The sequence below is a fragment of the Prevotella ihumii genome (genome assembly GCF_900155655.1).
Lineage (GTDB): Bacteria > Bacteroidota > Bacteroidia > Bacteroidales > Bacteroidaceae > Prevotella > Prevotella ihumii.
In genome coordinates this window covers 2,869,545-2,892,295 of record NZ_LT706987.1, presented here as the reverse complement: position 1 = coordinate 2,892,295, position 22,751 = coordinate 2,869,545, and the positions used below count along the sequence as shown (strand labels likewise).

15 protein-coding genes are annotated in these 22,751 nt (G+C 41.9%); 12 read left to right on the top strand and 3 right to left on the bottom strand.

Annotated elements, in window-relative coordinates:
• Positions 1-255 precede the first annotated feature (255 nt).
• On the bottom strand, positions 256-2,691 hold the full coding sequence (locus tag CZ367_RS12580; RefSeq protein WP_077197158.1) for a transglutaminase family protein: 2,436 nt from the start codon (positions 2,689-2,691) through the stop codon (positions 256-258).
• Between the two features lie 1,042 nt (positions 2,692-3,733).
• Here CZ367_RS12580 and ileS point away from each other — a divergent pair.
• The 8 genes from ileS to CZ367_RS15605 all read left to right on the top strand — a co-directional run bounded on the left by ileS (position 3,734) and on the right by CZ367_RS15605 (position 13,959).
• Positions 3,734-7,411 carry an isoleucine--tRNA ligase gene (gene ileS / locus CZ367_RS12575; RefSeq protein WP_077197157.1) on the top strand — a complete coding sequence of 1,226 codons (3,678 nt, stop codon included), beginning with the start codon at positions 3,734-3,736 and terminating at the stop codon, positions 7,409-7,411.
• Between the two features lie 104 nt (positions 7,412-7,515).
• Positions 7,516-7,899 carry a TraR/DksA family transcriptional regulator gene (locus CZ367_RS12570; protein WP_077197156.1) on the top strand — a complete coding sequence of 128 codons (384 nt, stop codon included), beginning with the start codon at positions 7,516-7,518 and terminating at the stop codon, positions 7,897-7,899.
• A 393-nt stretch (positions 7,900-8,292) separates the two neighbouring features.
• A complete protein-coding gene (locus tag CZ367_RS12565) occupies positions 8,293-8,988 on the top strand; it encodes a lipoprotein signal peptidase (RefSeq protein ID WP_077197462.1) in 696 nt (231 codons plus the stop codon).
• A gap of 112 nt (positions 8,989-9,100) precedes the next feature.
• Positions 9,101-10,153, top strand: coding sequence for a DUF4296 domain-containing protein (locus CZ367_RS12560; RefSeq protein WP_077197155.1), 1,053 nt, complete (start codon positions 9,101-9,103; stop codon positions 10,151-10,153).
• Positions 10,154-10,156: 3 nt separating this feature from the next.
• Positions 10,157-10,363: a hypothetical protein gene (locus CZ367_RS12555; RefSeq protein ID WP_077197154.1), complete on the top strand. Its 207-nt coding sequence runs from the start codon at positions 10,157-10,159 to the stop codon at positions 10,361-10,363.
• A gap of 20 nt (positions 10,364-10,383) precedes the next feature.
• Positions 10,384-12,024: a M23 family metallopeptidase gene (locus tag CZ367_RS12550; protein ID WP_077197153.1), complete on the top strand. Its 1,641-nt coding sequence runs from the start codon at positions 10,384-10,386 to the stop codon at positions 12,022-12,024.
• Between the two features lie 49 nt (positions 12,025-12,073).
• Positions 12,074-13,711 (top strand): C69 family dipeptidase, encoded by a 1,638-nt coding sequence (locus CZ367_RS12545; protein WP_077197152.1) that lies wholly within the window; start codon positions 12,074-12,076, stop codon positions 13,709-13,711.
• Between the two features lie 95 nt (positions 13,712-13,806).
• Positions 13,807-13,959 (top strand): hypothetical protein, encoded by a 153-nt coding sequence (locus tag CZ367_RS15605; protein ID WP_154669339.1) that lies wholly within the window; start codon positions 13,807-13,809, stop codon positions 13,957-13,959.
• 138 nt (positions 13,960-14,097) lie between these two features.
• On the opposite strand, the gene galE is transcribed toward CZ367_RS15605, so the two are convergent.
• Entirely contained in the window at positions 14,098-15,135 is a 1,038-nt protein-coding gene (galE, locus tag CZ367_RS12540) for a UDP-glucose 4-epimerase GalE (RefSeq protein WP_077197151.1), read from the bottom strand.
• A gap of 225 nt (positions 15,136-15,360) precedes the next feature.
• Here galE and CZ367_RS12535 point away from each other — a divergent pair, with 225 nt between their 5' ends.
• The 4 genes from CZ367_RS12535 to mnmE all read left to right on the top strand — a co-directional run bounded on the left by CZ367_RS12535 (position 15,361) and on the right by mnmE (position 19,630).
• A complete protein-coding gene (locus CZ367_RS12535) occupies positions 15,361-15,789 on the top strand; it encodes a hypothetical protein (RefSeq protein ID WP_077197150.1) in 429 nt (142 codons plus the stop codon).
• Positions 15,790-15,810: 21 nt separating this feature from the next.
• Entirely contained in the window at positions 15,811-17,067 is a 1,257-nt protein-coding gene (locus CZ367_RS12530; protein WP_077197149.1) for a type IX secretion system plug protein, read from the top strand.
• A gap of 154 nt (positions 17,068-17,221) precedes the next feature.
• Positions 17,222-18,094 carry a nucleoside phosphorylase gene (locus tag CZ367_RS12525; protein ID WP_077197148.1) on the top strand — a complete coding sequence of 291 codons (873 nt, stop codon included), beginning with the start codon at positions 17,222-17,224 and terminating at the stop codon, positions 18,092-18,094.
• Positions 18,095-18,223: 129 nt separating this feature from the next.
• Entirely contained in the window at positions 18,224-19,630 is a 1,407-nt protein-coding gene (mnmE, locus tag CZ367_RS12520; RefSeq protein ID WP_077197147.1) for a tRNA uridine-5-carboxymethylaminomethyl(34) synthesis GTPase MnmE, read from the top strand.
• A gap of 142 nt (positions 19,631-19,772) precedes the next feature.
• Here the strand turns inward: mnmE and CZ367_RS12515 are convergent, their stop codons facing one another.
• On the bottom strand, positions 19,773-22,739 hold the full coding sequence (locus CZ367_RS12515) for a leucine-rich repeat domain-containing protein (RefSeq protein WP_077197146.1): 2,967 nt from the start codon (positions 22,737-22,739) through the stop codon (positions 19,773-19,775).
• Positions 22,740-22,751 lie beyond the last annotated feature (12 nt).

Sequence of the window (22,751 nt, the reverse complement as noted above, 5' to 3'; positions counted from 1 at the left end):
TTGCTGATGTTACTATACATAGCAAAGGTAATAAAAAAATAAGGCAGAAGCAATATTTTAGAGATAAATAATCCCAAATCGCTCATTAGACCAGTCAGACCAGTCAGACCCAGTCGGACGTGTCAGACAGGTCCGACTGGTCTAACGATCGATTTGGGATAATGGGGTATTTTTCTTCTAAAATTTGCTGTTCTCCTCCAACACTTTGATGGGATTGGAGGAGGGTTTTTCCTTAGCGTTTATTTATTGTTCTCCTTACAATTTCTTCACTACCTTCATTATCTGTTCGCCCAAACCGATGGTGTAACCTTGGCTTACGAACACTACACGATTGAACGAGTCGGCAATGACAAATACGGGGAGAGAGGCTGACTTTAGGTGGAGCTGCTCACGAAGTTCGGCTAATATCTTTCCGTCAACATCTGTTCCAAAGACAGCAGTCTCGGGTAGATTGTCAAATTTTGACTGTGTTGCACGTTCTTGGCTCTCCTTGTTTTCATAAAGGAAGAATACCTTGCGCCCCCATTGCTCAAAAGCCGACTTAACGAGGGCAATGTCGCGCAAAGCATGGTTAGATGGTTCGTCGTTTGCCCCTATAATGCCGAGTACGTAGTAGCCACGCCCAGCTGTTGCAAGTAGGCTCTTTTCCATGCCTCCCTTTGTATCGAAATACATGTTTTCGGCATTAAGCGATCCTATCACCTGCACCTCTTCCTTGCTTTCACGCAATTGTAGCTGAACAGAAGTTTGCTTATTGGCTGCAATGGTTACGATTTCGTTGTGTGCCAATACACCACCATTTGCCAAGCGTGTACCCGTAGTGAGCAAATACTGTCCTTCTTCCAATTCTACGGCTTCACCAAAAGTGCTGTTCCACGTAGCATCTTCGGGATAGGTGAGCAACTGCGCCCGTCCGTCAACCAATCGGCTAAGGGTGAAATGTGTATAATATTTAGGGTCGGAGGTCGTTGCAGAAGGCTGATAGTTTAACTTTAATTTACCTGTAATAACCTTTTGAACTTCAACCTTTTCTGCATCGTTCCACTGCCCTTTATTATAATATTGCAAACGTCCATCTATCTCATTCATACGAGCAGGGAAACCAAGGCTACGAGCAGCCGAAACGAAGAAAATTTTGTATGAAAGTGCGTCCGTTACACGAGCTTTATAAGTGCTGATAGGCGACATACGCAAGCGTTGAGGATTGTTGGCATTGTCTATCTTTATGTTTTTGCGTGTCCAATCTAATAAGTTTTCTACCGAAGCGATGCCCTTTAATTCTTTACGGAAAAAAGCCTTATAAGGCACGAGCCACTCGTTTTCTACACGTGGATTGAGTACATATTTCTTATACAATAAAGTAGTATCGGTTTGTTCCACCTCATTGTCTTTCAACACTTCCAATGGTATATCACGATGATCCTTGTCAGAGATAACCGAAAGCAATGCCTGTGCCATTACAGGGTTCTTTGCCTCACGCAAGAATTGCGCAATTACAGCGTGGTTGCCCCTCGATTTGTCCACCATTGTTGCCTCGTATGCTTGGCGCATAGCATCTTCTTTGCGCTTGCGTTCATCGTTCAGTTTTTTTGCTTCAGCCGAAACCTTGGGCAGCGATACGCTTATAGCAGGCGGTGTAATGTCGAAATCTATTACAGAGGGTAAGGCGTTAGCTGTCAAGGCTATATCTACTGTTTCGCACTTGCTGTCCTTGGGCTCATTGTCACGGAACGAAATCTTGTTGAAAGCACATTTTCCATTCTTCGATACCCATACCACCATATCGCCTTTGCCTGCCGTGAGGGATGCACAACCCTTGCTGTCGGTGGTTTTCTTTGCTACGGTATAGAACTCTGCATAATTGTAAATCTTAAATTCGATGGTGGCATTAGGCACAGGTTTTCCGTTTTCGTCTATCACACGCACCACTTTGGTTACACAGGGCGCATAGTTGCCAATAACATTTATTTCGGTAAAGAAAGGTGTGCGACTAATCACTTCCTCCGTTCCTTTATAGTCGCCAAACACTTTGGTGTGCATCAACATTCCTCGTGAAGCACTCTCGTTGAACCAGCCAAGATTGAGTATAGGCTCGGGTTCGCACGCACCAAGGAAATACCACTGTCCATCTGCCCACGCTTCCACCCAAGCATGATTGTCGTCGGTATGCGCCCATCGTGGCGTATATACCTGTCGGGCAGGTATGCCCACTGCACGCAAAGCCGCTACAAGGAAGGTACTCTCTTCGCCACATCTGCCGTAAGCGGTGCGAATAGAAGCCAACGGGCTACTTGTGCGAGCATCTGAAGGCTGGTAAGTTACCTTTTCGTGACACCAGTGGTTCACCTCCAATACAGCTTCTACCATTGAAAGCCCTTTTACTCTATCTTTCAACTCTTTATAGAATACCATTCTACTTTCGTCAAGGTTCTCATTGTTCACACGCACAGGCAGAACGAAGTGGCGAAAGAGCTGATTGTCTACTCGCTTTCCCCACGGCATTTCTTGTCGTGCAAGCAATGACGTGCGTATATTTTCTAAGTAAAATTCCTTTGTGTAATCCGTTTTGTCGGGCTGCGTCATATACTGATAAAGGTAGTTTAAACACTCTGCTTCGCTGAGCGAAACCACTTTGTCGGTTGGCATAGCCATAGTAGCGGTTGCCATCATTAAGGTTGGAAATAGTGCCATATTTTAGTTCTCGTTCACATAGTTTATAGTTTGTCTTGCTACAAAGGTAGAAAAAATTATTGGGAAAGCGCAATAACCTGCCGAAAGTTTTACAAATTTGACGGATAAAAATTAATGTATAGCGCATAAAAATGTTTTTCTCTGCACTGTATATTCTTGTTTTAGCCCAAATCGGTCGGTAGACTTCTTCGAGATTTGCGAGCTAAACAACTGAAAAAACAAACGAAAAGAGCCAAAATAAGGTGCAAAGACGAAGAAAAGCATAACAGCTAAACGCTTTAAAAAGCCTTTGGGGGCTAATGACCGATTGGGTTTTAGCCCTACAAGTATTGTTCTTTATTTCCTTTTTGTGTAAGTTTTGGGTATGAAGTTTAGATGTTCTATTTTCAATACATTAACTTTAGTGCACCCAAACATATATGTTTTGCAGTCTTAAAGTTGAACTTTAACCACCTCATACATATATGTTTTAGCCTGTCAAAGTTGAACTTTGAGAAAGCATCTTTTCTGCCCTTGGTAAGTATTTGATATATAACCGGTTAGCCGTTTAGTAATTCTTGGTTGTCGTTGTTCTATTTTTCTGTTTGTTGTCGTTTGTTCTCTAATTTTAAATTGGTCTATTTTAGAACAACCCTCTTTGACACATTAGGCGTATCGTATTGCTGTTTGGCGCAACAACTCTACATCGTTGAGCAAGTTGGGGTAGGGTATTGCTGTGCGAAGTGTTTGTACCTTCTATTTTATGGATTGCTCGCACACGTTATATTATAGGTTGGTTCTATAAATTACCACCGCATATAGTCATTCCATTTTTATGAAATACGTTTTGTTATCTTTTGGCTTCTTTTTATATAAAACAGGCTGCGCCTCAACCATTCAAACAAGTTTGATTGCATTCGGCTTGCTCCGTTTTTGGTTCAAAAATAAGCTCAAAATCTAACAAAGCTAATTTATAGAATCAGCCTATATAAATTTTGGTGGTTTCACGGATTATTTATATCTTTGCAATCTCATTGGAAAAAGGTAAAAAACAATATAGATTATGGCAAAAAAGTTCGTTGAGCATAACGGAATGAATTTGGTCAACACCAACAAAGATGTGTTGGCAGAGTGGGAGAAGAAAGACATTTTCCACAAGAGTATTGATGAGCGTGAGGGCAACCCACAGTTCATCTTCTTTGAAGGTCCTCCTTCGGCTAACGGACACCCAGGTATTCACCATGTTTTGGCACGCTCTATCAAAGATACGTTCAATCGTTACAAGACGATGCAAGGCTTTCAGGTGCATCGCAAAGCAGGTTGGGATACCCACGGATTACCAGTAGAGCTGGGCGTAGAGAAAGAATTGGGCATCACAAAGAAAGATATTGACAACAAAAACTCAGAAAAATATATCTCTACCGAGGAGTACAACCACCGTTGTCGTGAAAACGTGATGAAGTTTACAGCCGAATGGCGTCAGCTTACAGAAGAGATGGGCTACTTTGTAGACCTTGACCACCCTTATATCACTTACGATAACAAGTACATCGAAACCCTTTGGTGGCTCTTAAAGCAACTCTACAACAAGGGTTTGCTCTACAAAGGATATACCATTCAGCCTTATTCGCCTGCCGCAGGTACAGGTCTTTCAAGTCACGAGTTGAACCAGCCAGGGTGCTATCGTGATGTAAAAGATACCACTGTTACCGCCCAGTTTGCCATTGTTGATGCAGATTGGCAAGCATTGGTGGCAAAGCACGGCATCAAGACCAACACTTGGGGTAAGCCTAACTTCTTGGCTTGGACTACCACACCTTGGACTTTGGCTTCCAACACTGCACTTTGTGTAGGTCCAAAGATTGATTACGACATTGTAGAAACCTACAATCCATATACAGCCGAAAAGATTACAGCCTTCGTGGCTAATACTCGTGTGTCGGCTTACTTTAAGCCTGAAGGCGAAGTAAAGGACGGCGAAGAAATGCCTGCTTACAAGAATGGCGACAAGGTGATGCCTTATCGTGTAGTAGGACAGGTGAAGGGAACCGACCTTGAGGGTGTTCACTTCGAACAATTGATGCCTTGGGTGAAGCCTGTGGAGAAGATTGGCGAGCTTGCAGCTCCTTTCGTAAACGAGTATGCAGCAGCTCATGCCGACAAGGTGTTTAAGAGCGAAGACGGCAGAGATAGCTTTGTAGAGATGGCAAGCGAGGCTTTCCGTGTGATACTTGGCGACTACGTCACCACAGAGGACGGTACGGGTATTGTACACATTGCGCCTACATTCGGTGCAGACGATGCTAAGGTGGCACGTGATGCAAAGATACCATCGCTCTACCTTATTTCTAAGAAAGCAGAAACTCGCCCAATGGTAGACCTTCAAGGTAAGTATTACGCAATAGACGACTTGGATGCCAACTTTGTGCGTTGTTGCGTAGACGAAGAAGCATACGGCAAGCACGCTGGCGACTTTGTGAAGAATGCTTACGACCCACGTTTCAATCCTAATGGAGTATGGGATAAGGTGGCTACTGAGAAGAGTGAAGACTTGAACATTGTGCTTTGTATGGAAATGAAACAAGGTGGTCAGGCTTTCGTTATTCAAAAGCACGTACACAACTACCCTCACTGTTGGCGCACCGACAAACCAGTGCTTTACTATCCATTGGACAGCTGGTTTATCAAGGATACAGCAGCTAAAGCACGTATGGTGGAACTCAATAAAACCATCAATTGGCAGCCTGAATCTACGGGTACAGGTCGTTTTGGCAATTGGCTTGAAAACTTGAACGACTGGAACTTGAGCCGTTCACGCTTCTGGGGTACTCCCTTGCCTATTTGGCGTGACGACCGCAGAAACGAGAAGTGTATCGGTTCGGTAGAAGAACTTTACAACGAAATAGAAAAGGCTGTTGCAGCAGGTGTAATGAAGGCAAACCCATTGAAGGAACGTGGCTTCGTTGTAGGCGATTACAGTCAGGAAAATTACGATAAGATAGACCTTCACCGCCCATACGTTGACGAGATTGTACTTGTAAACGACGAGGGTGAACCTATGAAACGTGAGGACGACTTGATTGACGTTTGGTTTGATAGCGGTTCTATGCCTTATGCTCAGCTCCACTACCCATTCGAAGGAGAGATTTGTGCTGAAGGTTTGAAGAAGACGGGATTGACAGAGAAGGACTATCGCCGCAAGTTGGAAACTTCCGACTATGAAGGCATACCAGTTCCACCTGCATTCTATCCAGCCGACTTCATCAACGAGGGTGTTGACCAGACCCGTGGGTGGTTCTTCACCTTGCACGCTATTGCAACAATGGTGTTCGACTCGGTAGCGTTTAAGAACGTTATTTCGACAGGTCTTGTGCTTGATGCCAAGGGCAATAAGATGAGTAAGCACGTGGGCAACGTTATTAATCCATTCGAAATGATGGACAAATACGGTGCTGACCCTGTACGTTTCTATATGATGACTAATAGCGAGCCTTGGGACAACTTGAAGTTCGACCCAGAAGGGGTGGACGAATGTCGCCGCAAGTTCTTCGGTACATTATATAATACATATAGTTTCTTTGCGCTCTATGCTAATGTTGACAATTACGAAGCTCCTGAATTGAAAGCAGGGGTTAGCTTGTTGACAGCTGATGCACCTGAGATTGACCGTTGGATTATTTCTAAACTCAATTCATTGGTGAAGAATGTAATTGCCGAGTTTGAAGATTACGACCCTACACGTGCAGGCAGATTGATTGATAAGTTTGTCAATGACGACCTTAGCAACTGGTATGTACGCTTAAATCGTAAACGTTTCTGGGGTAAGGAGATGAGTGCCGACAAGAAGAGTGCTTATAATTCGCTTTACACCTGTTTGGCTACTGTGGCTAAACTCGTTGCACCGCTTGCACCATTCTATGCTGATGAGCTTTATCACGACCTGGGTGGCAAACTTGAAAGTGTACACTTGGACAAGTTCCCTGTGGCTGATGAGCAGGCTATCGACCTTGATTTGGAGGCTCGTATGGATATGGCGCAACGCATTACTTCTATGGTGTTGGCACTTCGTCGTAAGGTGAACGTGAAGGTTCGTCAGCCTTTGGCACAGATTATGATACCTGCCGTAGACGAACGACAGAAGCAACACATCGCAGCAGTGGCGGACTTGATTAAGAACGAAGTAAATGTGAAGGAACTCAACTTCGTGGAAGGTCAGGGCATCTTGGTAAAGAAGGTGAAGTGCAACTTCCGTGTGATGGGTAAAAAGTATGGCAAACTGATGAAAGACGTTGCTGCAAAGATGAATGGTTTGAACCAAGAAGAGATTGCAGCGTTTGAACAAAGCAGTAAGTTTGAGTTCGATTTGCAGGGCGAAAACATCGTTGTGGACGTGGCAGATGTGGAAATTATCTCTGAAGATATTCCTGGTTGGCTCGTTAGCAACGAAGGCAATTTGACCGTAGCCCTCGAAGTAGAACTCACAGACGACCTCCGTAAGGAAGGTATGGCTCGTGAACTGATCAACCGTATTCAGAACATTCGTAAGGAAACGGGCTTTGAAATCACCGATCGCATTGTGGTTATAATTGCTCCAAACGCAGAGACAGAAGCTGCTATCGAGGCATTTGGCGAACTTATCAAGACGCAAGTGCTTGCCAACGATATTGTTACGGCAGAGAACGATGGAACTGAAGTAGAGTTTGACGAGTTCAAGCTCAATATTAAAGTACAAAAAGCCTAAGTATAAAGGTGGGGTAGGAGAAAGCTGAAATAGAAGTATTCCTACTCCCACCTTATTATATAAAGCAACTATTATTATACTTTTATCTAATAACTGAACGCATTATGGCAGAGAAAAAGCGATATAGCGATGAAGAACTCGAGGAGTTCCGCGCTATTATAAACAGCAGATTGGAGATAGCAAAGTCGGACTATGAAGAAACAATGAAGGTGTTGACCAATCAAAACACTAACGACATAGACGACACATCACCAACCTACAAAGCTCTTGAAGAAGGAAGTACAGCCCAAACAAAGGAAGAATTGGTGCAGATGGCACAACGTCAGCAGAAGTTTATTCAAGGTTTGCAGGCTGCACTCGTAAGAATAGAAAACAAAACCTACGGAATCGACCGCATTACAGGCGAATTGATACCAAAGGAACGACTTAGAATTGTGCCTCACGCTACACTTAGTGTGGCTTCAAAGCAGGCAAATAAAGACCATTAAGATGAAGTATAAAGGCATCATAACTCAATCTAAATGGAGTAATGATAGCTTGTAAACCCCATCTAAGGTTGTAAACTAAATCAAGGAACTGTCTGTTATGAAAGTGTTCAGGCTGGTTCTATAAATTAGCTTTGTTAGATTTTGAGCTTATTTTTGAGGTCAAAATGCAAGAGCGTGAAGGAGTGTAGCGAGCTACACGACTGAACGAACTTACATTTTGAACTAAAAACAGAGCAAGCCGAATGCAATCAAACTTGTTTGAATTGTTGAGGCGCAGCCTGTTTTATATAAAAAGAAGCCAAAAGATAACAAAACGTATTTCATAAAAATTTAATGACGATATGCGGTGGTAATTTATAGAACCAGTCTTCAGACAGTTTCTTCCGTATGAAAATGAGTATAAAGAAGAAAACAACTATCACTTGTCTATTGATAGCAGCTTTGCTTATCATTGACCAAGTGATAAAAATTGCTGTGAAACTCAATATGAGTCTTGGCGAACAGATCGTGATATTCGATTGGTTTCGTATAGAGTTTATTGAGAATAGAGGTATGGCTTTCGGTATGGAGTTGGGCAGTAAGCTCTTTTTGAGTTTGTTCCGCATCATTGCCGTTGGAGCTTTAACGTGGTATATAGGACATAAAATAAAGCAAGGCGTGCGCTTTGGCTATATTGTTGTGCTGTGTATGATTTATGCAGGTGCAGCAGGCAATATTGTAGACTCGCTCTTTTATGGCGAAATCTTCACCGCTTCGCATCCTTACTATATGGGTTTGCCTCCTGCACACCTTGTTCCGTGGGGCGAAGGTTATGCTTCTGTCTTGATGGGCAATGTGGTTGATATGTTTTCGTTCCCTCTTTATCACGGCACATTTCCAGATTGGTTCCCCATTTGGGGCGGTCAGGAGTTTACTTTCTTTAATGCCATCTTCAATTTTGCCGATGCTTGCATCTCGGTAGGTGTAGTTATTCTCTTTTTGTTTTATCGTAAAGAGTTTAATGGAGAACACCCTAAGCAAGTAAACGATGAAGCTATTGAGTTAATTGATGAGAAGGAAAGCGAAACAGAGCGTATCTCAAGCAATTAAATAATGGAGTAATCTCCCAGGTATCACCCGTCTATTAGATACGAGAGAGCATCTCACGCAAGTAAATGATGGAACGATAAACGAAGTAGAAGTTGTTGATAATAAATAAGATATGAAGGGTTTGATTAGTAAAAACTTATGGAAAAGCGTCCTTATGTTGATGTTCTTTCCACTAATGATGTTGACTTCGTGTAAGCCAACAATACCTTCTGAATATATTCAACCCGACGAGATGGAAGACATCTTGTACGATTATCATATCGCAAAGTCTATTTCACAAGTTAAAAACTATACTCCTGTAACGCAAGAAGTCTTAGAAGAGTCGGTTTTAAAGAAATATGGAGTAACCCAAAAGCAGTTTGATGCCTCTTTAGCCTATTATGTTCGCCACACAGAACATTTGAAAAAAATATACGAAGGACTATCCGAACGTTACGAAACCGAAGCTCGCGCACAAGGAGCATTGGTGAGCGACTTCAATCAGTATGGTGGTGCGGTTCAGAAAGGTGATACTGCCGATGTGTGGAACAAGGCAAAATCGTTGTTGTTAAGCCCATATCCACCTCGCAATTACGAAACCTTCGCAATTAAAGCAGACACCTCTTACCACAAAGGAGATAGAATTACATTGGAGTTCGACCCACAGTTTATCATTCAAGATGGTGCACGCGAAGCCGTTGCAGTGCTTGCTGTTACCTTCTCCAATGACAGCGTTGCATCGCAAAGTCTCAATATTTTGTCCGATTCACATCAAATTCTTGCAGTTGATAACCCTGATAGTTTGGGCATTAAAGACATACGTGGAATGTTTATTATGATGCAGCCACAAATGCCGACAAATACATTTAGACTGCTCTTAATCAACAATATACGATTGATAAAGATGCACGCTCGAAAGCAGAACAATGAGCAATTGTCGTCCGACACACTCAACAATAACGACCCTCTGCGCACCGTTGGAGGCGAACCCGTGCAACGTCCAACCGACAACACACTACCTCCGACTCCTCCGACATGTCCTCAATCGCCTCAAGGAATGCAACTCCAAAAAACTAATAAGCCCATCTTACAGAAGGCAAATAACGGAGGTGGAGCGAAGTTAGAACGACAACGCACACCCCAACAAGCGATGGAAGAGCGCAATATTCACCCACCAAAGTTCTAACAGATGCGAAGGATTGCAAGCAATATTGTCCATACTTGCGATGGCAAAATATCACTCGGATATGTTCAAATTGAGGGAGATAGGGTGGTGTACTATGGGCAATTAACCGAAGAAATGCCACAGACAGAGTGGCTTCAGGGGGAAATAAGCCTTGTGAAAGAGGGTAAAAAACTGCGTGCCTATTATGGTGACAAGCTCCTAAAGGAGTAATTCTAACAAACAAGAAATCAATGAATTATATATTAAGTTTCATTCTTTGTGCCATCTCTTTTGGTTCGCCAATGCACATACCCGTGCAATTGGCAGGCAATTTTGGTGAGCCACGCCCCAATCATTTCCACGGTGGAATTGATGTAAAGACAGAACGAGGCGTCAATTTTGGAATTTACTCCATAGCAGATGGCTATATCGAGCGTGCCATTGTAGACAAGTATGGTTTTGGCAGAGCTATCGTTGTGGCACATCCCAATGGTTATACCAGCGTTTATGTGCACCTCAATCGCTTTGCGCCACAGATACAAGCAGCCGTAAATCAGCAGCAATACAAGACAAAACGCTTTGCAGGCGACTTCCATTTCCGTGCTGGCGAATTGCCAGTGTGCAAAGGTCAGTTTATTGCGCTTAGTGGTAATACAGGTTCATCGCAAGGCCCTCACCTCCATTTAGAGATGCACGAGAAGACCACCGATAACCTTATGGATCCATTGAATTGGTTGGGCGGAATAGTACACGACACCACTGCCCCCACAGCCTATTCGTTTAAGAGTTATCCGCAACGTGGTGAAGGTGTTTTCCAACGCAGTGCCGACTCTAAAATCTACGACTTTATCAAAGGAAAATACCAAGCTTGGGGCAAAGTGGGCTTTGGGGTTTGGGCTTACGACCACATGGATAGCGTATATAATAATTATGGTGTGCGTTACACCGAACTCTATTGTGATGGCAAATTGGTATTCAAAAGCGATGTCAACGGCATACCTCAAAAACACAATAGAATGATAAATTCGTGGGGCGACTACAATCATTATATGAGCCGAAAGATATGGTATTTGAAGTCATTTATAGAGCCTGGCAATCGCTTGCCAATTCTTAAAGCGAGCGCAAGTAGAGGTATTATCAACTTCAATCAGAAGCGCGACTACCACCTGCGTTATGTTTTCCGTGATTACTATGGCAATGAAACCACAAAAGACATTGTTGTAGAAGGCGTGCCACAACCTATTCCGCCAGCCGAAAAAATAGAAGGAGCGAATGCGTTGTTGACTTCAAAGGATAATAACATCACACTTGATGGTGTCCGCTTTAACATTCCACACACCCTCCTTGCCACCAATTATCTGATGAACCCTAAGCATTTTGCTCTTGGCACTGCATATTCTGCGGGTTATAGTTTTGCAAGTGGCTCTGTACCCTTGCTCGATTATGCTAAAATAAGTATTCGTGTCAACACACTAACCGCCGACCCAAGCAAATTTTATATGGTTTGCAAACAGTCGATAGGCGAACCCGAAGAAGCAGCACGCTATTGCGGTGGAACTTACAACGATGGTTGGGTAACAGGCCGTTTCCGTGATTTGGGCAACATTTATTATGTGCGTTACGATGACAAAGCCCCAACTGTACATCCCATAGGACGAAATGTTCCTCACTTGATGTACAAAATCAGCGAGCGGGGGAGCGGTATCAATGCTTACGAAGCCTATTTGGACGGACGTTTTGTGCTGTTTGAACAGGGCAAAGACAAGCAGGTTATTTTCTGCGATCTTCGCAAAATAGGTATCAAACCTACAAAGAAGCAACGTACACTAAAGCTATTTGTGCGAGACAATAAGCAGAACCAATGTGTTCACGTAGAAAAATTTGTGTATTGAAAAGAAGAATGAAGACAAAACAAAATATTTAATTTTAAACTATATCATTATGAAGAAACTACTATTAAGCGCAATGCTTGCTGCATCGTTCACAGCAGCAGATGCGTGCACCAACTACATTGCAACCAAGGGTGCAACAACAGATGGTTCGGTTTTCGTAACTTACAGTGCCGACGATTACGGTATGTTTAATGGTCTTTGCCATTATGCAGCAGGCGTACACGCTAAGGGTACTAAGCGTGAAATCATTGATTATGACTCAGGAAAGAGCCACGGATTTATTGATGAAGCACCTGTAACTTACAACGTTATTGGTAACATCAACGAGTATCAGGTGAGCATTGGCGAAACCACATACGGCGGTCGTGACGAAATGATTGACAAGACAGGTCAGATAGATTATGGTTCGTTGATGTACCTTGGTCTTCAGCGCAGTAAGACTGCACGTGAAGCCATCAAGGTGATGACCGAATTGGTAAATAAATATGGTTATCTTTCAAGTGGTGAGAGCTTTACCATTGCCGACCCTAACGAAGTATGGATACTTGAGATGATGGGTTGCGGCGGTGATGCTAAGCAAAAGGTGGTTTGGGTTGCTGTGCGTATCCCTGACGGAATGATTTCGGGCCATGCTAATCAAGCTCGTATTGGTCAGTTCTCTAAGTATAACACCGAGGTGATGACCTCTAAGAACTGCATCAAGTTTGCTCGTTCAAAGGGTTGGTTTACAGGTAAGGACGAAGACTTCAACTGGAAGATGGTCTATGCAGCACCCGACTTTGGCGGTCGTCGTTTCTGCGATGCACGTGTGTGGAGCTTCTTCAATCGTTTTACCGATATGTCACGCTATTTGCCTTGGGCATTGGGTAAGGACAAGAATGCTGAAGATATGCCTCTTTGGGTAGCTCCAAGTCGCAAACTTACTTGTGCTGATATGGAAAACAGTATGCGCGACCACTACGAAGGCACAGCCCTCAGCACCAATAACGACCTTGGTCAAGGCAACTGGGATATGCCATATCGTCCTACACCATTGTATTTTGAATACAACGGCAAGAAATATTTCACCGAGCGTCCTGCATCTACACAGCAGAGTGCATTCTCGTATGTATGTCAGCTCCGTAGCTCTATGCCTCGCGGAATAGGTGGTATTATTTGGTTTGCTAACGACGATGGCAATATGTGTTCATTCGTTCCTGTATATTGCAGCAGCACTGTTCAGCCAGAATGTTTCAATACACCAGGTGCTGATGCTGTAACCTTCTCTGACAAGAATGCGTTCTGGGTTTGCAACTGGGTGGCAAATATGGTTTATCCACGCTATGCACAGATGTTTCCATCATTGAAGCAAGTACGTGACGAATTGGATAACAGCTACTTTGCTAACCAACCAAAGGTGGAAGCAGAGGCAATGAAACTTTATCAAACCGATAAGGCAGCAGCTATCAAATACCTCAACGACTATTCTATGAAGTTGGGCGACGAGATGATTTCACGTTGGCGTCAGTTGGCTACCTATCTTATCGTGAAGTATAACGATATGACCATCAAGCCTGAAAAGGACGGCAAATTCCTCCGCACCGAAACAGGTTTGGGCGCACGTCCTGAGCGTCCTGGTATGAGTATGAATGCTCGCAAGGCATTGATAGAACAAACTGGCGACAAGTTTGAAGTACCAGCTGAATAGGCCTTAATACAAACAAATTTATAGAACTATCCGTAAATTTTTATAAGCCCAAAACAAAAGCCGCTTAGCAATCATCGCTAAACGGCTTTTATTGTATGCTAAGAGCCTCCCCCAACCCCTCCGATGGGAGGGGAGCACATATTTGCTATGGTTTGCAGCAGATTGTTTTGTCGGACAGGTCGGACAGGTCTGACCCGTCCGACTTGTCCGACTTGTCTGACAAGTCCGACAAAACAACAATTTACTAAAATTGTGCAGCGTGCAAGGGGGGGGTGTCAAAATAAGTACATTCTCTACATTACCCTCAAAGCATTTGGGTTTAAAGAGTGCTTTAAGCGTCTTTTCTAAAAACAAAAAAGCCCGCTCATTGCGAACGGGCTTTCTGTTTACATTACTCCGTCTTCACGAAGTTTTTGTTGCCACTTCCATGCCGTGGCAAGTACATCTTCTAAAGGTGTGTCGGCTTTCCACCCTAACACCTTGTTGGCTCTGGTGCAGTCGCCCCATATCTTTTCTATATCTCCTTCACGGCGAGGGCCAAACTTCCAGTTGAGTTTTACGCCTGTAGCCTTTTCAAAGGTATTTACTATCTCAAGTGTTGAGTTGCCACGACCTGTGCCAATATTAAAGTATTCTATCTTGTTGGTCTCCTTGTCCAACACACGTGTCATAGCTGCTACGTGAGCTTTGGCAAGGTCTACCACATAAATGTAGTCGCGAATACAGCTGCCGTCCTCGGTGTTGTAGTCGTTGCCGAAGATGGTGAGCTGTTCGCGTATGCCCATTGCGGTTTGGGTAACGTAAGGAATAAGGTTGTTGGGCACACCATTAGGCAATTCGCCTATATGAGCAGAGGGGTGCGCACCTATTGGGTTGAAGTAGCGCAATACAATGCTCTTTATGTTGGCTCCGCTATGAATAAAATCGTAGATGATTTGCTCGTTTATTTCCTTTGTGTTGCCGTATGGCGAGGTAGCTTTTTGGTGTGGAGCGTCCTCGGTAACAGGAAGGTTTTCTGCATTTGGCTGCCCATAAACGGTGCACGAACTTGAGAAGATAATGCCTTTTACATTGTATTTAGGCATAAGTTCAAGCAGATTGATAAGCGAAACTACATTGTTGCGGTAGTACATCAATGGTTTTTCAACGCTTTCGCCTACAGCTTTTGATGCTGCAAAATGGATAATACCTTCTATATTGGGATATTTTTTGAAAACCTTTTCTGTAGCCTCTTTGTCTTCAAGGTTTACTTGCTCGAAGGCAGGGCGTATGCCTGTGATTTTCTCAATACCATCTAATACTTCTATCTTAGAGTTAGAAAGATTGTCTACTATCACAACCTCGTAGCCTGCCTCTTGCAGCTCTACAGTTGTGTGCGAGCCTATAAAGCCCGTACCGCCAGTAACTAAAATTGTTTGTTTCATTCTGTCTGAATTTATTTCTCAAGTAACTTTGTCTGCATATAAGTCAATCTAAGAAGCGAATGACCAAATCCTAAACGACTACAAAGATAATAAGAAAATAGTTTTTACCTTATAAATATGATAGAAAATAACGAAAAAGCGTGAAGAAAGAAGTGGTTAACTAAAAAGTTTTGTTATCTTTGCGATTGTTTAAACATTATTCTAACGTTCTTTAAAGCATTTATTATGGAACAAACAAAGCAACAGATTGAGCGTTTCTTAAAGAAGATAGCTCAAAAGTTTCCTGCAACGGACGAACCTACAACTATGACCGATATTCACGTACGAGTGTCGCAATCCAGTGGTGACCTTATGGCTTTCGATGACGAAGGTAATGAGATAACCCGCTGTGTTGTAGAAAAATGGATTGATAATACGGAGGATAACTTTAACGAAAATGTAACAGCCTTGTTGCGTTCGGAAACACTTGCTTTGAAAGATATTGTAGACAATTGGGGCATAATGAAGCCATTTAGTTTGGTGCTTGAGGAAGAAGATGAAGACGCAACAACAGAGCTTTATTTGGCAGATGATGATACCATAATTTTAAGCGATGAGCTGTTGCCAGGGTTAGAAGAAGACCTTGACGAGTTTATTAAAAATCTTATTCCGTAAAATATATCTTTCTGAAAGCGTATGAAACATAAGCAGCCTATTGTTTTACTTGTTGTGTTGCTCCTTTCTATACAGACCCTTACTGCACAGCGACACGAAGTGTTGGCTACGAATATTAGGTCGTTGCAGGTTGTGGCTAATGAGGATTGGCAGTCTATGCCCATAATGGAGTTGGAAGACGGTGTGCTCGACATCGACTTTGACGATATGACGCACGAGTATCATCGCTATACATACACCTTGGAACATTGCGAAGCCAATTGGCAAACCACGACAACGCTATTCGAAAGCGACTATGTGGAGGGCTTTGCAAAGGGTAACACCATAGAAGATGTGGAGCAATCGCTGCTTACAAATACGCTCTATACCCACTATCACCTAAGTATTCCAAACAAAAAATGTAGACCTAAAATTTCGGGCAACTACCGACTTACAGTTTATGATGCTGATGAGAACCCTATTATAAAGGTGTGCTTTATGGTAAAAGAGCCCTTTGAACGGTCGATGGGAGTAGGACTCAACGTAACCACCAATACCGATGTTGACATTAACGGACAGTTCCAACAAGTGGAAATGGACTTAAAATATGGTGGCTATTCGGTAACTAATCCTGAAAAACAGCTCAAAACCATTGTGCTGCAAAATCGCCGTTGGGACAATGCACGTTCGAATGCTAAGCCACAATATGTGATGTCGGACGGGTTGCGATGGATCCATTGTCCTAACTATATTTTTGTAGCAGGCAACGAATATCGAAAGTTCGAAATTCTTTCTACCAATGTTGCCACAATGGGGATAGACCACATAGGGTGGGACGGTAAAGATTTTCACGCTTATCCGTACATCGCTTCGCCTCGACTGAACTATCTTTACGATCAAGATGCCAATGGAGCATTCCTGATACGCAATTCGGACAATCGCAATATTCACACCGAAAGCGACTATATGCAAGTGCATTTCGTCTTAGAATATCCACAGCGTGTGGCAGGCGATGTATATGTGAATGGAGATTGGACTAACGACCGATTTTTACCACAATACCGCCTTGAATATAACGAGGAAACACATTGTTACGAAACTGTAATTCCTATGAAATTAGGCTATTACAGCTATCAGTATCTTATGGTTGACACAGATGGGAAACCTAAAATGTTGCCCATAGAAGGTAGCTTTTATCAAACTGAAAACTCGTATCAAGCCTTGGTTTACTATCGTGAGCAAGGGGGAAGGACAGACAGATTGGTGGGTTATACCTCGGTAAATTTTACAAAGCGATAAAGCGTTTAAACTGCGCAAAAGGGATAAAGGAAACGAGAAAAATGAGTATAAAAATGATAATATTAAAGTAAAAATGACCTAATTATTCTTTTTTCTTTAATATTTTCTGTATCTTTGTGGAAATAAATACAACAAAATCTTAATAAGTAGAATTATGGAAGAGAATTATTTTGCACCATCAGAACTTATCATCAACGAAGATGGTAGTATATTTCACTTACACTTGAAGCCACAAAACTTAGCCGATAAGGTAATCCTTGTAGGCGACCCTGGACGTGTGGCATTGGTTGCATCACATTTTGACGACGTGGAGTGTGATGTGAACAATCGTGAGTTTAGAACCATTACAGGTAAATATAAGAACAAGCGCATCACGGTATTGAGTACAGGTATTGGCTGCGATAATATTGATATTGTAGTAAACGAACTTGATGCTTTGGCAAATATCGACTTCGAAACTCGTAAAGAGAAGGCAGAGCTTCGCCAGCTTACCTTGGTACGCATCGGAACTTGTGGTGGTTTGCAGTACAATACACCTATCGGAACTTTCGTGGCTTCTGAAAAGAGCATCGGTTTTGATGGTTTGTTGAATTATTATGCAGGTCGTGAAAAGTTGGATATTGAGTTTGAAGAGGAGTTTAAGAAGCAAGTAAAATGGCAACCAGTATTGGGCAATCCATACGTAGCAAATGCCGATAAGGAATTGTTAGACCAGATAGCACAAGACGATATGGTGCGTGGTGTAACCATAGCTTGTGGTGGTTTCTTTGGTCCTCAAGGTCGCCGTTTGCGTGTTCCTTTGGCTGATCCACAGCTCAATGAGAAGATTGTAGAGTTTGAGTACAAGGGCCTACGTTGCACCAATTTCGAAATGGAAAGTAGTGCATTGGCAGGTTTGGCACAACATATGGGGCACAAGGCACTAACTTGCTGTATGGTAATAGCTAACCGCCGTCAGAAAGAAGCAAACGCTGGTTACAAGAACACTATAGACGGATTGATAAAGACTGTTTTAGACAGAATTTAATCCTCATATTATCAAGTCGGAGTTAAGGAGTTTGGTCGCACTGTGTAGGTAAACGATATTGAGTATCTGTAATGCACATCGACTTCACTCCTTAACTCTCTTTTTCGTATCTCTTACTTCTATAAAATAATGCAAGCATACAATAACCCACTTATTTCATCTGAAACCATCTGTGCATTGGCTACACAACCTGGTGGAGCTATCGGCGTAATAAGAGTTTCGGGCAGTAAAGCTATCGAAATAGTAGATGCAGTTTTTACAAAGTGTATCTTAAACGCACCTGCCAATACTTTGCATTATGGAGAAATATGCGATAAAGACAATCAAACTATCGATCAAGTAGTTGTTTCTATTTGGCGTGCACCCCATTCGTACACGGGCGAAGACGCTGTAGAAATATCGTGCCATGGTTCGGCATACATCTTAGAACAGGTGCTTCATAGGCTGATAGAACAAGGATGTCAGCAGGCAAAACCTGGCGAATATACACAGCGAGCCTACCTGAATGGAAAGATGGACTTGTCGCAAACCGAAGCCGTTGCCGACCTTATATCGTCCACCAACAGAGCATCTTACAAACTTGCTTTGTCACAGCTCAAAGGACATTTTTCGTCTGAACTATCTACGCTTCGCAATCAATTACTCAAAATCAATTCACTGCTTGAACTTGAACTTGATTTCTCTGACCACGAGGAATTAGAGTTTGCAGACCGCACAGAACTCACCGCATTGGCTGAAGAGATAGACCGCAAAGTGACAATCCTTGCACATTCGTTTAAGACGGGGCAAGCATTGAAGAACGGAATACCTGTAGCCATCATTGGCAAAACAAACGTAGGAAAATCAACCCTTCTCAATCGTCTTCTCCGTGACAATCGTGCTATTGTAAGCGATGTGCATGGCACAACTCGTGATGTAATAGAAGATACCATTAGCATAAATGGGGTAGACTTCCACTTTATAGATACTGCAGGCATACGCAAAACAACTGACTATGTGGAGCAATTGGGCATTGAACGTACATTTTCCGAACTTCAGAAAGCTCAAATTATCCTATGGGTGATAGATGCTGAACCTACTGAAGACGAGAAGGCAGAAATCCTTGCTCAATGTGCCGATAAGCATCTTATTTTGGTTCATAATAAGGTAGACGATCTTTCCAATTCGTCTGCTAAAATGGTTTCAATGCAATTGCCAGCCCAACAAGCTGTGTTCAATTATCACGAAATATCTATTTCTGGTAAATACAACTTAGGTATCGACCAACTTGAAGACCTATTATATAAGGTGGCAGATTTACCCGAACTTACCGAAAACACCACCATTATTACCAATGCTCGCCATTATGATGCGCTTACCCGTGCTCACGCTTCTCTCCTCCGTGTGCAAGACGCAATGGCAATGAACCTCAGTGGCGACCTCATTTCCGAAGACCTTAAAGACACCATTTCCATACTTGCCGAAATTACAGGAGACCAAATCACCCCTCAAGAAACGCTTCATAATATCTTTAAGCACTTCTGCATCGGTAAGTAAGGTGAGGTAAACAAGAGTAAACACAAATCTCGAAGAAGTCTAACGACCGATTTGGGATAAAAAGGGAGGCAAATACAATGTGTACTTGCCTCCCTAACATACTAAATTTATTATCGCAACTTATTGTTGCTCGAGTTCTTCATTACTTCACTGCAACAGCCTTAGCTACGCCACGAGTCTTTACAATGTAAACACCTGAAGAAACGCCAATAGATTGTGTACCTGTAATGGTGTCAGCGAAGACTAATTTTCCGTTTGGAGCATAAACACGAATTTCGGTGGGCTCTGAAGCAGAGAATGTTAGTTCACGATTGCCACCTTGAACAACAGTCTTGTTTTGGTTTACCCCTTCGATGCCTGCGTCAACAGCGAATTTAACAACTACGGTTGTTGCACTTGTTACAACAAATTTATTATCCTTGATGTCTGTTTCATTTGCTTTTGCAGATTCAATTGCATAGCCTTTGGCTGGTGTAGAAACTACTTTTAATTCAGAATTTTTCTTTACCTTAGTGCCACTCATCACTTCTTTATCGGTTGTTGTGTAAACCTTTACAGTTCCATTTTCAGGAGTTTCGATAGTGATGTATGCCATATCGCAACCTGAACCATTACCTTCATAGTTTATAACCCAACCCTTGTTGGTTGCTAATTTAGATTCTGCCTTTTCAGCATCGTTATATTTCTCTTTATTATCACCTCTTGAGAAGAGTTTGTAACCAGCAGGAGCGCCCTCTATGGCTTTGTATTGTGAAAGTGTATAATAAACATCGTTCAAAGTACAAGCGTCCCATTTGTTGTCGCCAATATTAAGATATGACAAGTTATCAAGCCCTGTAAGGTCGAGTCCTTCAAGTTTGTTGTCATTAACCATTAAACGGCTCAACGCTTTGTTTTTGCTTACATTAAGTTTTGTCAATGTGTTTTCTGCAACATCTAACTCTGTGAGCTTTGTATTCTTGTCAAGATTTAATGTACCAATTACGTTCTTAGAAATTCTTAATACTTCCAAATTTTCCATTGCAGCTACATCAATAGAGGTAAGACTATTGCTTCCTGCAATAATTTTTACCAACTTAGAGTTCTTACTCAAATCAAGTTCGTCTAAATCATTGTTGTTGATTTCGAGGTATTGCAGGTTTTCAGCATTCTTTAAATCAATGTTTTCAAGCGCATTACCATTGGCACGCAAACAAACAAGTTTCTTGTTTTTAGCTATATCAAGTTTTGCAAGGTCGCTGTATGCGCAATCCAATGTATCCAAATTAGCCAAATTGCTTACGTCTAACGTACCGATATTGTTCATATAAGTAGAGAGGTAATGAATGTTAGCGTTGTGGCTTACATCAACTGCTGAAATCTTATTGTCAGCGTTAATATGTGGATAACTTGAAAAATCAGCACCTACTATCGCACCATAGATTTTTACATTTGTTCCCTTTGTTGTTCCTTCGATATGAGTTAGGGTTTCTTTTACTTTAACAGGGACTTTCTCTCCATTACCCCAGTCAATAGAAATTTCTTTATCAGGACCACTTGCTGTGAGGTAATATGATTGTACTTGACCAGCAGGAACAGTCAAACCAATATAATCATTAGTTTCTAAAGCTTTGTAAACAGGTTTTATTGTTGCTGTGCTTGACACAACGAAGATATAATCATCATAAAATTCCCCATTAATTTCAACACCTGCGAGTTCTTTATTGTCTATCGTAGTTGGTGTAACCTTAATAGGGAAACCCGGAATAGCTTTATTTGTAATAGGATTCCAAGTTGCATAAGCGTTGTCGTCTGCAACTTGAGACAAAGAATAAGTAATGCCTTCTATTGGAGTCATTACAATATTAATAGAGTCCATAGATGCTGTACCATTACCTTTTACATCTGATAGATAGAAATTATCACTATCGTATTTCAACAATTCTGTATTAGCGGTTTCTCCGTTCGACCCTGCAATAAGCACATTTGGTCCCCAAGAACTTCCTGTATGTGGAGGCATTGCCTTAAACGTGAAGTTTAACGATTGTGGGGTCATCTTTTTACACTCGCGCATATCCAACTTGTTCAAGCGGTTAGTGCCGATAGCAGCATGCATATCAAGGAATTGTATATCCGTTCCCTTTATGTTTACATCACGAATAAAACGACTCTTAGAAAGGTCAACACGTTTTATTAGTGTATTTTCAATATTAAGTGTCTGCAAATTTGTAAGTTGGCTTAAATCTAATTTAGCAATCTTAGTATCAGCAAGCAATAAGGTTGTTATTTTTGTATTCTTGCTTATATCCAATTTTGGAATGTTTGTTTTAGTAGCATCTAAAGAAATAAACTCTGGATTGTTCACAAGATTAAGCTCAACAATAGCTGTACCAGCGATGTTTAGTTTGTTAAGCTTTGTGAGTTTCGTTACGTCAATACTTGCAAGATAAGTATTATTAGAAACATTGAGTGTTGTCAAGTTAGGGTAATTCTCGCCCAATTCGAGTTCACTAAGACTGCCATTGCCTAAATCAAGATTGCTAAGGTTAGGCAAACTAATAGGATAGAAATGGGTAATATCACAATCTGCCATGTAAATACCTCTAAGTGCAGTACTACCTTCGGCAAATATTACAGTTGAAAGTTCTGGATTCTTATTAGCTGTAAATTGCTCTAACTTTAACAATTTATCAACTTTAAGACGCTTGATTTTATTTTCTGAAACATCAAGATTTTCCAAATTAGGTACACCTGTAAGGTCTATTCCCTCAAATGTGAGCTCATTCTTTTTAGCTGAAATTTGAGTAAGTTTGTCTTGATTCTTGAAACCCAACACATTTACATGTTGATTTTCCACATCAAGTGTTGCTAAATCACCATAAACAATAATGGTATCATTCTTTAATACGCCCTCTGTATTTTTAATAGACGACCAGCCTGAGAGCTTGGCTTCTACTTTGTTGCCATCGCCCCAGTCTACATAAACTTTAGAATTTGCATCAACTAAGGTTAAATAGAACTTGAAATTTTGGCCAATTGGCGTTGATGTGCCAATAATAATTTCTCCTTGTGCGAACGCTCCTATAAAGGTGGACATAAGAAGAAGACATAATAGTAATTTTCTTTTCATAATACGAATTAA

Excerpts from the sequence above, each read along its gene's own strand:
- CZ367_RS12580 (WP_077197158.1), bottom strand. The coding sequence starts at position 2,691 with ATGGCACTATTTCCAACCTTAATGATGGCAACCGCTACTATGGCTATG.
- ileS (WP_077197157.1), top strand. The coding sequence starts at position 3,734 with ATGGCAAAAAAGTTCGTTGAGCATAACGGAATGAATTTGGTCAACACC.
- CZ367_RS12570 (WP_077197156.1), top strand. The coding sequence starts at position 7,516 with ATGGCAGAGAAAAAGCGATATAGCGATGAAGAACTCGAGGAGTTCCGC.
- CZ367_RS12565 (WP_077197462.1), top strand. The coding sequence starts at position 8,293 with ATGAGTATAAAGAAGAAAACAACTATCACTTGTCTATTGATAGCAGCT.
- CZ367_RS12560 (WP_077197155.1), top strand. The coding sequence starts at position 9,101 with ATGAAGGGTTTGATTAGTAAAAACTTATGGAAAAGCGTCCTTATGTTG.
- CZ367_RS12555 (WP_077197154.1), top strand. The coding sequence starts at position 10,157 with ATGCGAAGGATTGCAAGCAATATTGTCCATACTTGCGATGGCAAAATA.
- CZ367_RS12550 (WP_077197153.1), top strand. The coding sequence starts at position 10,384 with ATGAATTATATATTAAGTTTCATTCTTTGTGCCATCTCTTTTGGTTCG.
- CZ367_RS12545 (WP_077197152.1), top strand. The coding sequence starts at position 12,074 with ATGAAGAAACTACTATTAAGCGCAATGCTTGCTGCATCGTTCACAGCA.
- CZ367_RS15605 (WP_154669339.1), top strand. The coding sequence starts at position 13,807 with ATGCTAAGAGCCTCCCCCAACCCCTCCGATGGGAGGGGAGCACATATT.
- galE (WP_077197151.1), bottom strand. The coding sequence starts at position 15,135 with ATGAAACAAACAATTTTAGTTACTGGCGGTACGGGCTTTATAGGCTCG.
- CZ367_RS12535 (WP_077197150.1), top strand. The coding sequence starts at position 15,361 with ATGGAACAAACAAAGCAACAGATTGAGCGTTTCTTAAAGAAGATAGCT.
- CZ367_RS12530 (WP_077197149.1), top strand. The coding sequence starts at position 15,811 with ATGAAACATAAGCAGCCTATTGTTTTACTTGTTGTGTTGCTCCTTTCT.
- CZ367_RS12525 (WP_077197148.1), top strand. The coding sequence starts at position 17,222 with ATGGAAGAGAATTATTTTGCACCATCAGAACTTATCATCAACGAAGAT.
- mnmE (WP_077197147.1), top strand. The coding sequence starts at position 18,224 with ATGCAAGCATACAATAACCCACTTATTTCATCTGAAACCATCTGTGCA.
- CZ367_RS12515 (WP_077197146.1), bottom strand. The coding sequence starts at position 22,739 with ATGAAAAGAAAATTACTATTATGTCTTCTTCTTATGTCCACCTTTATA.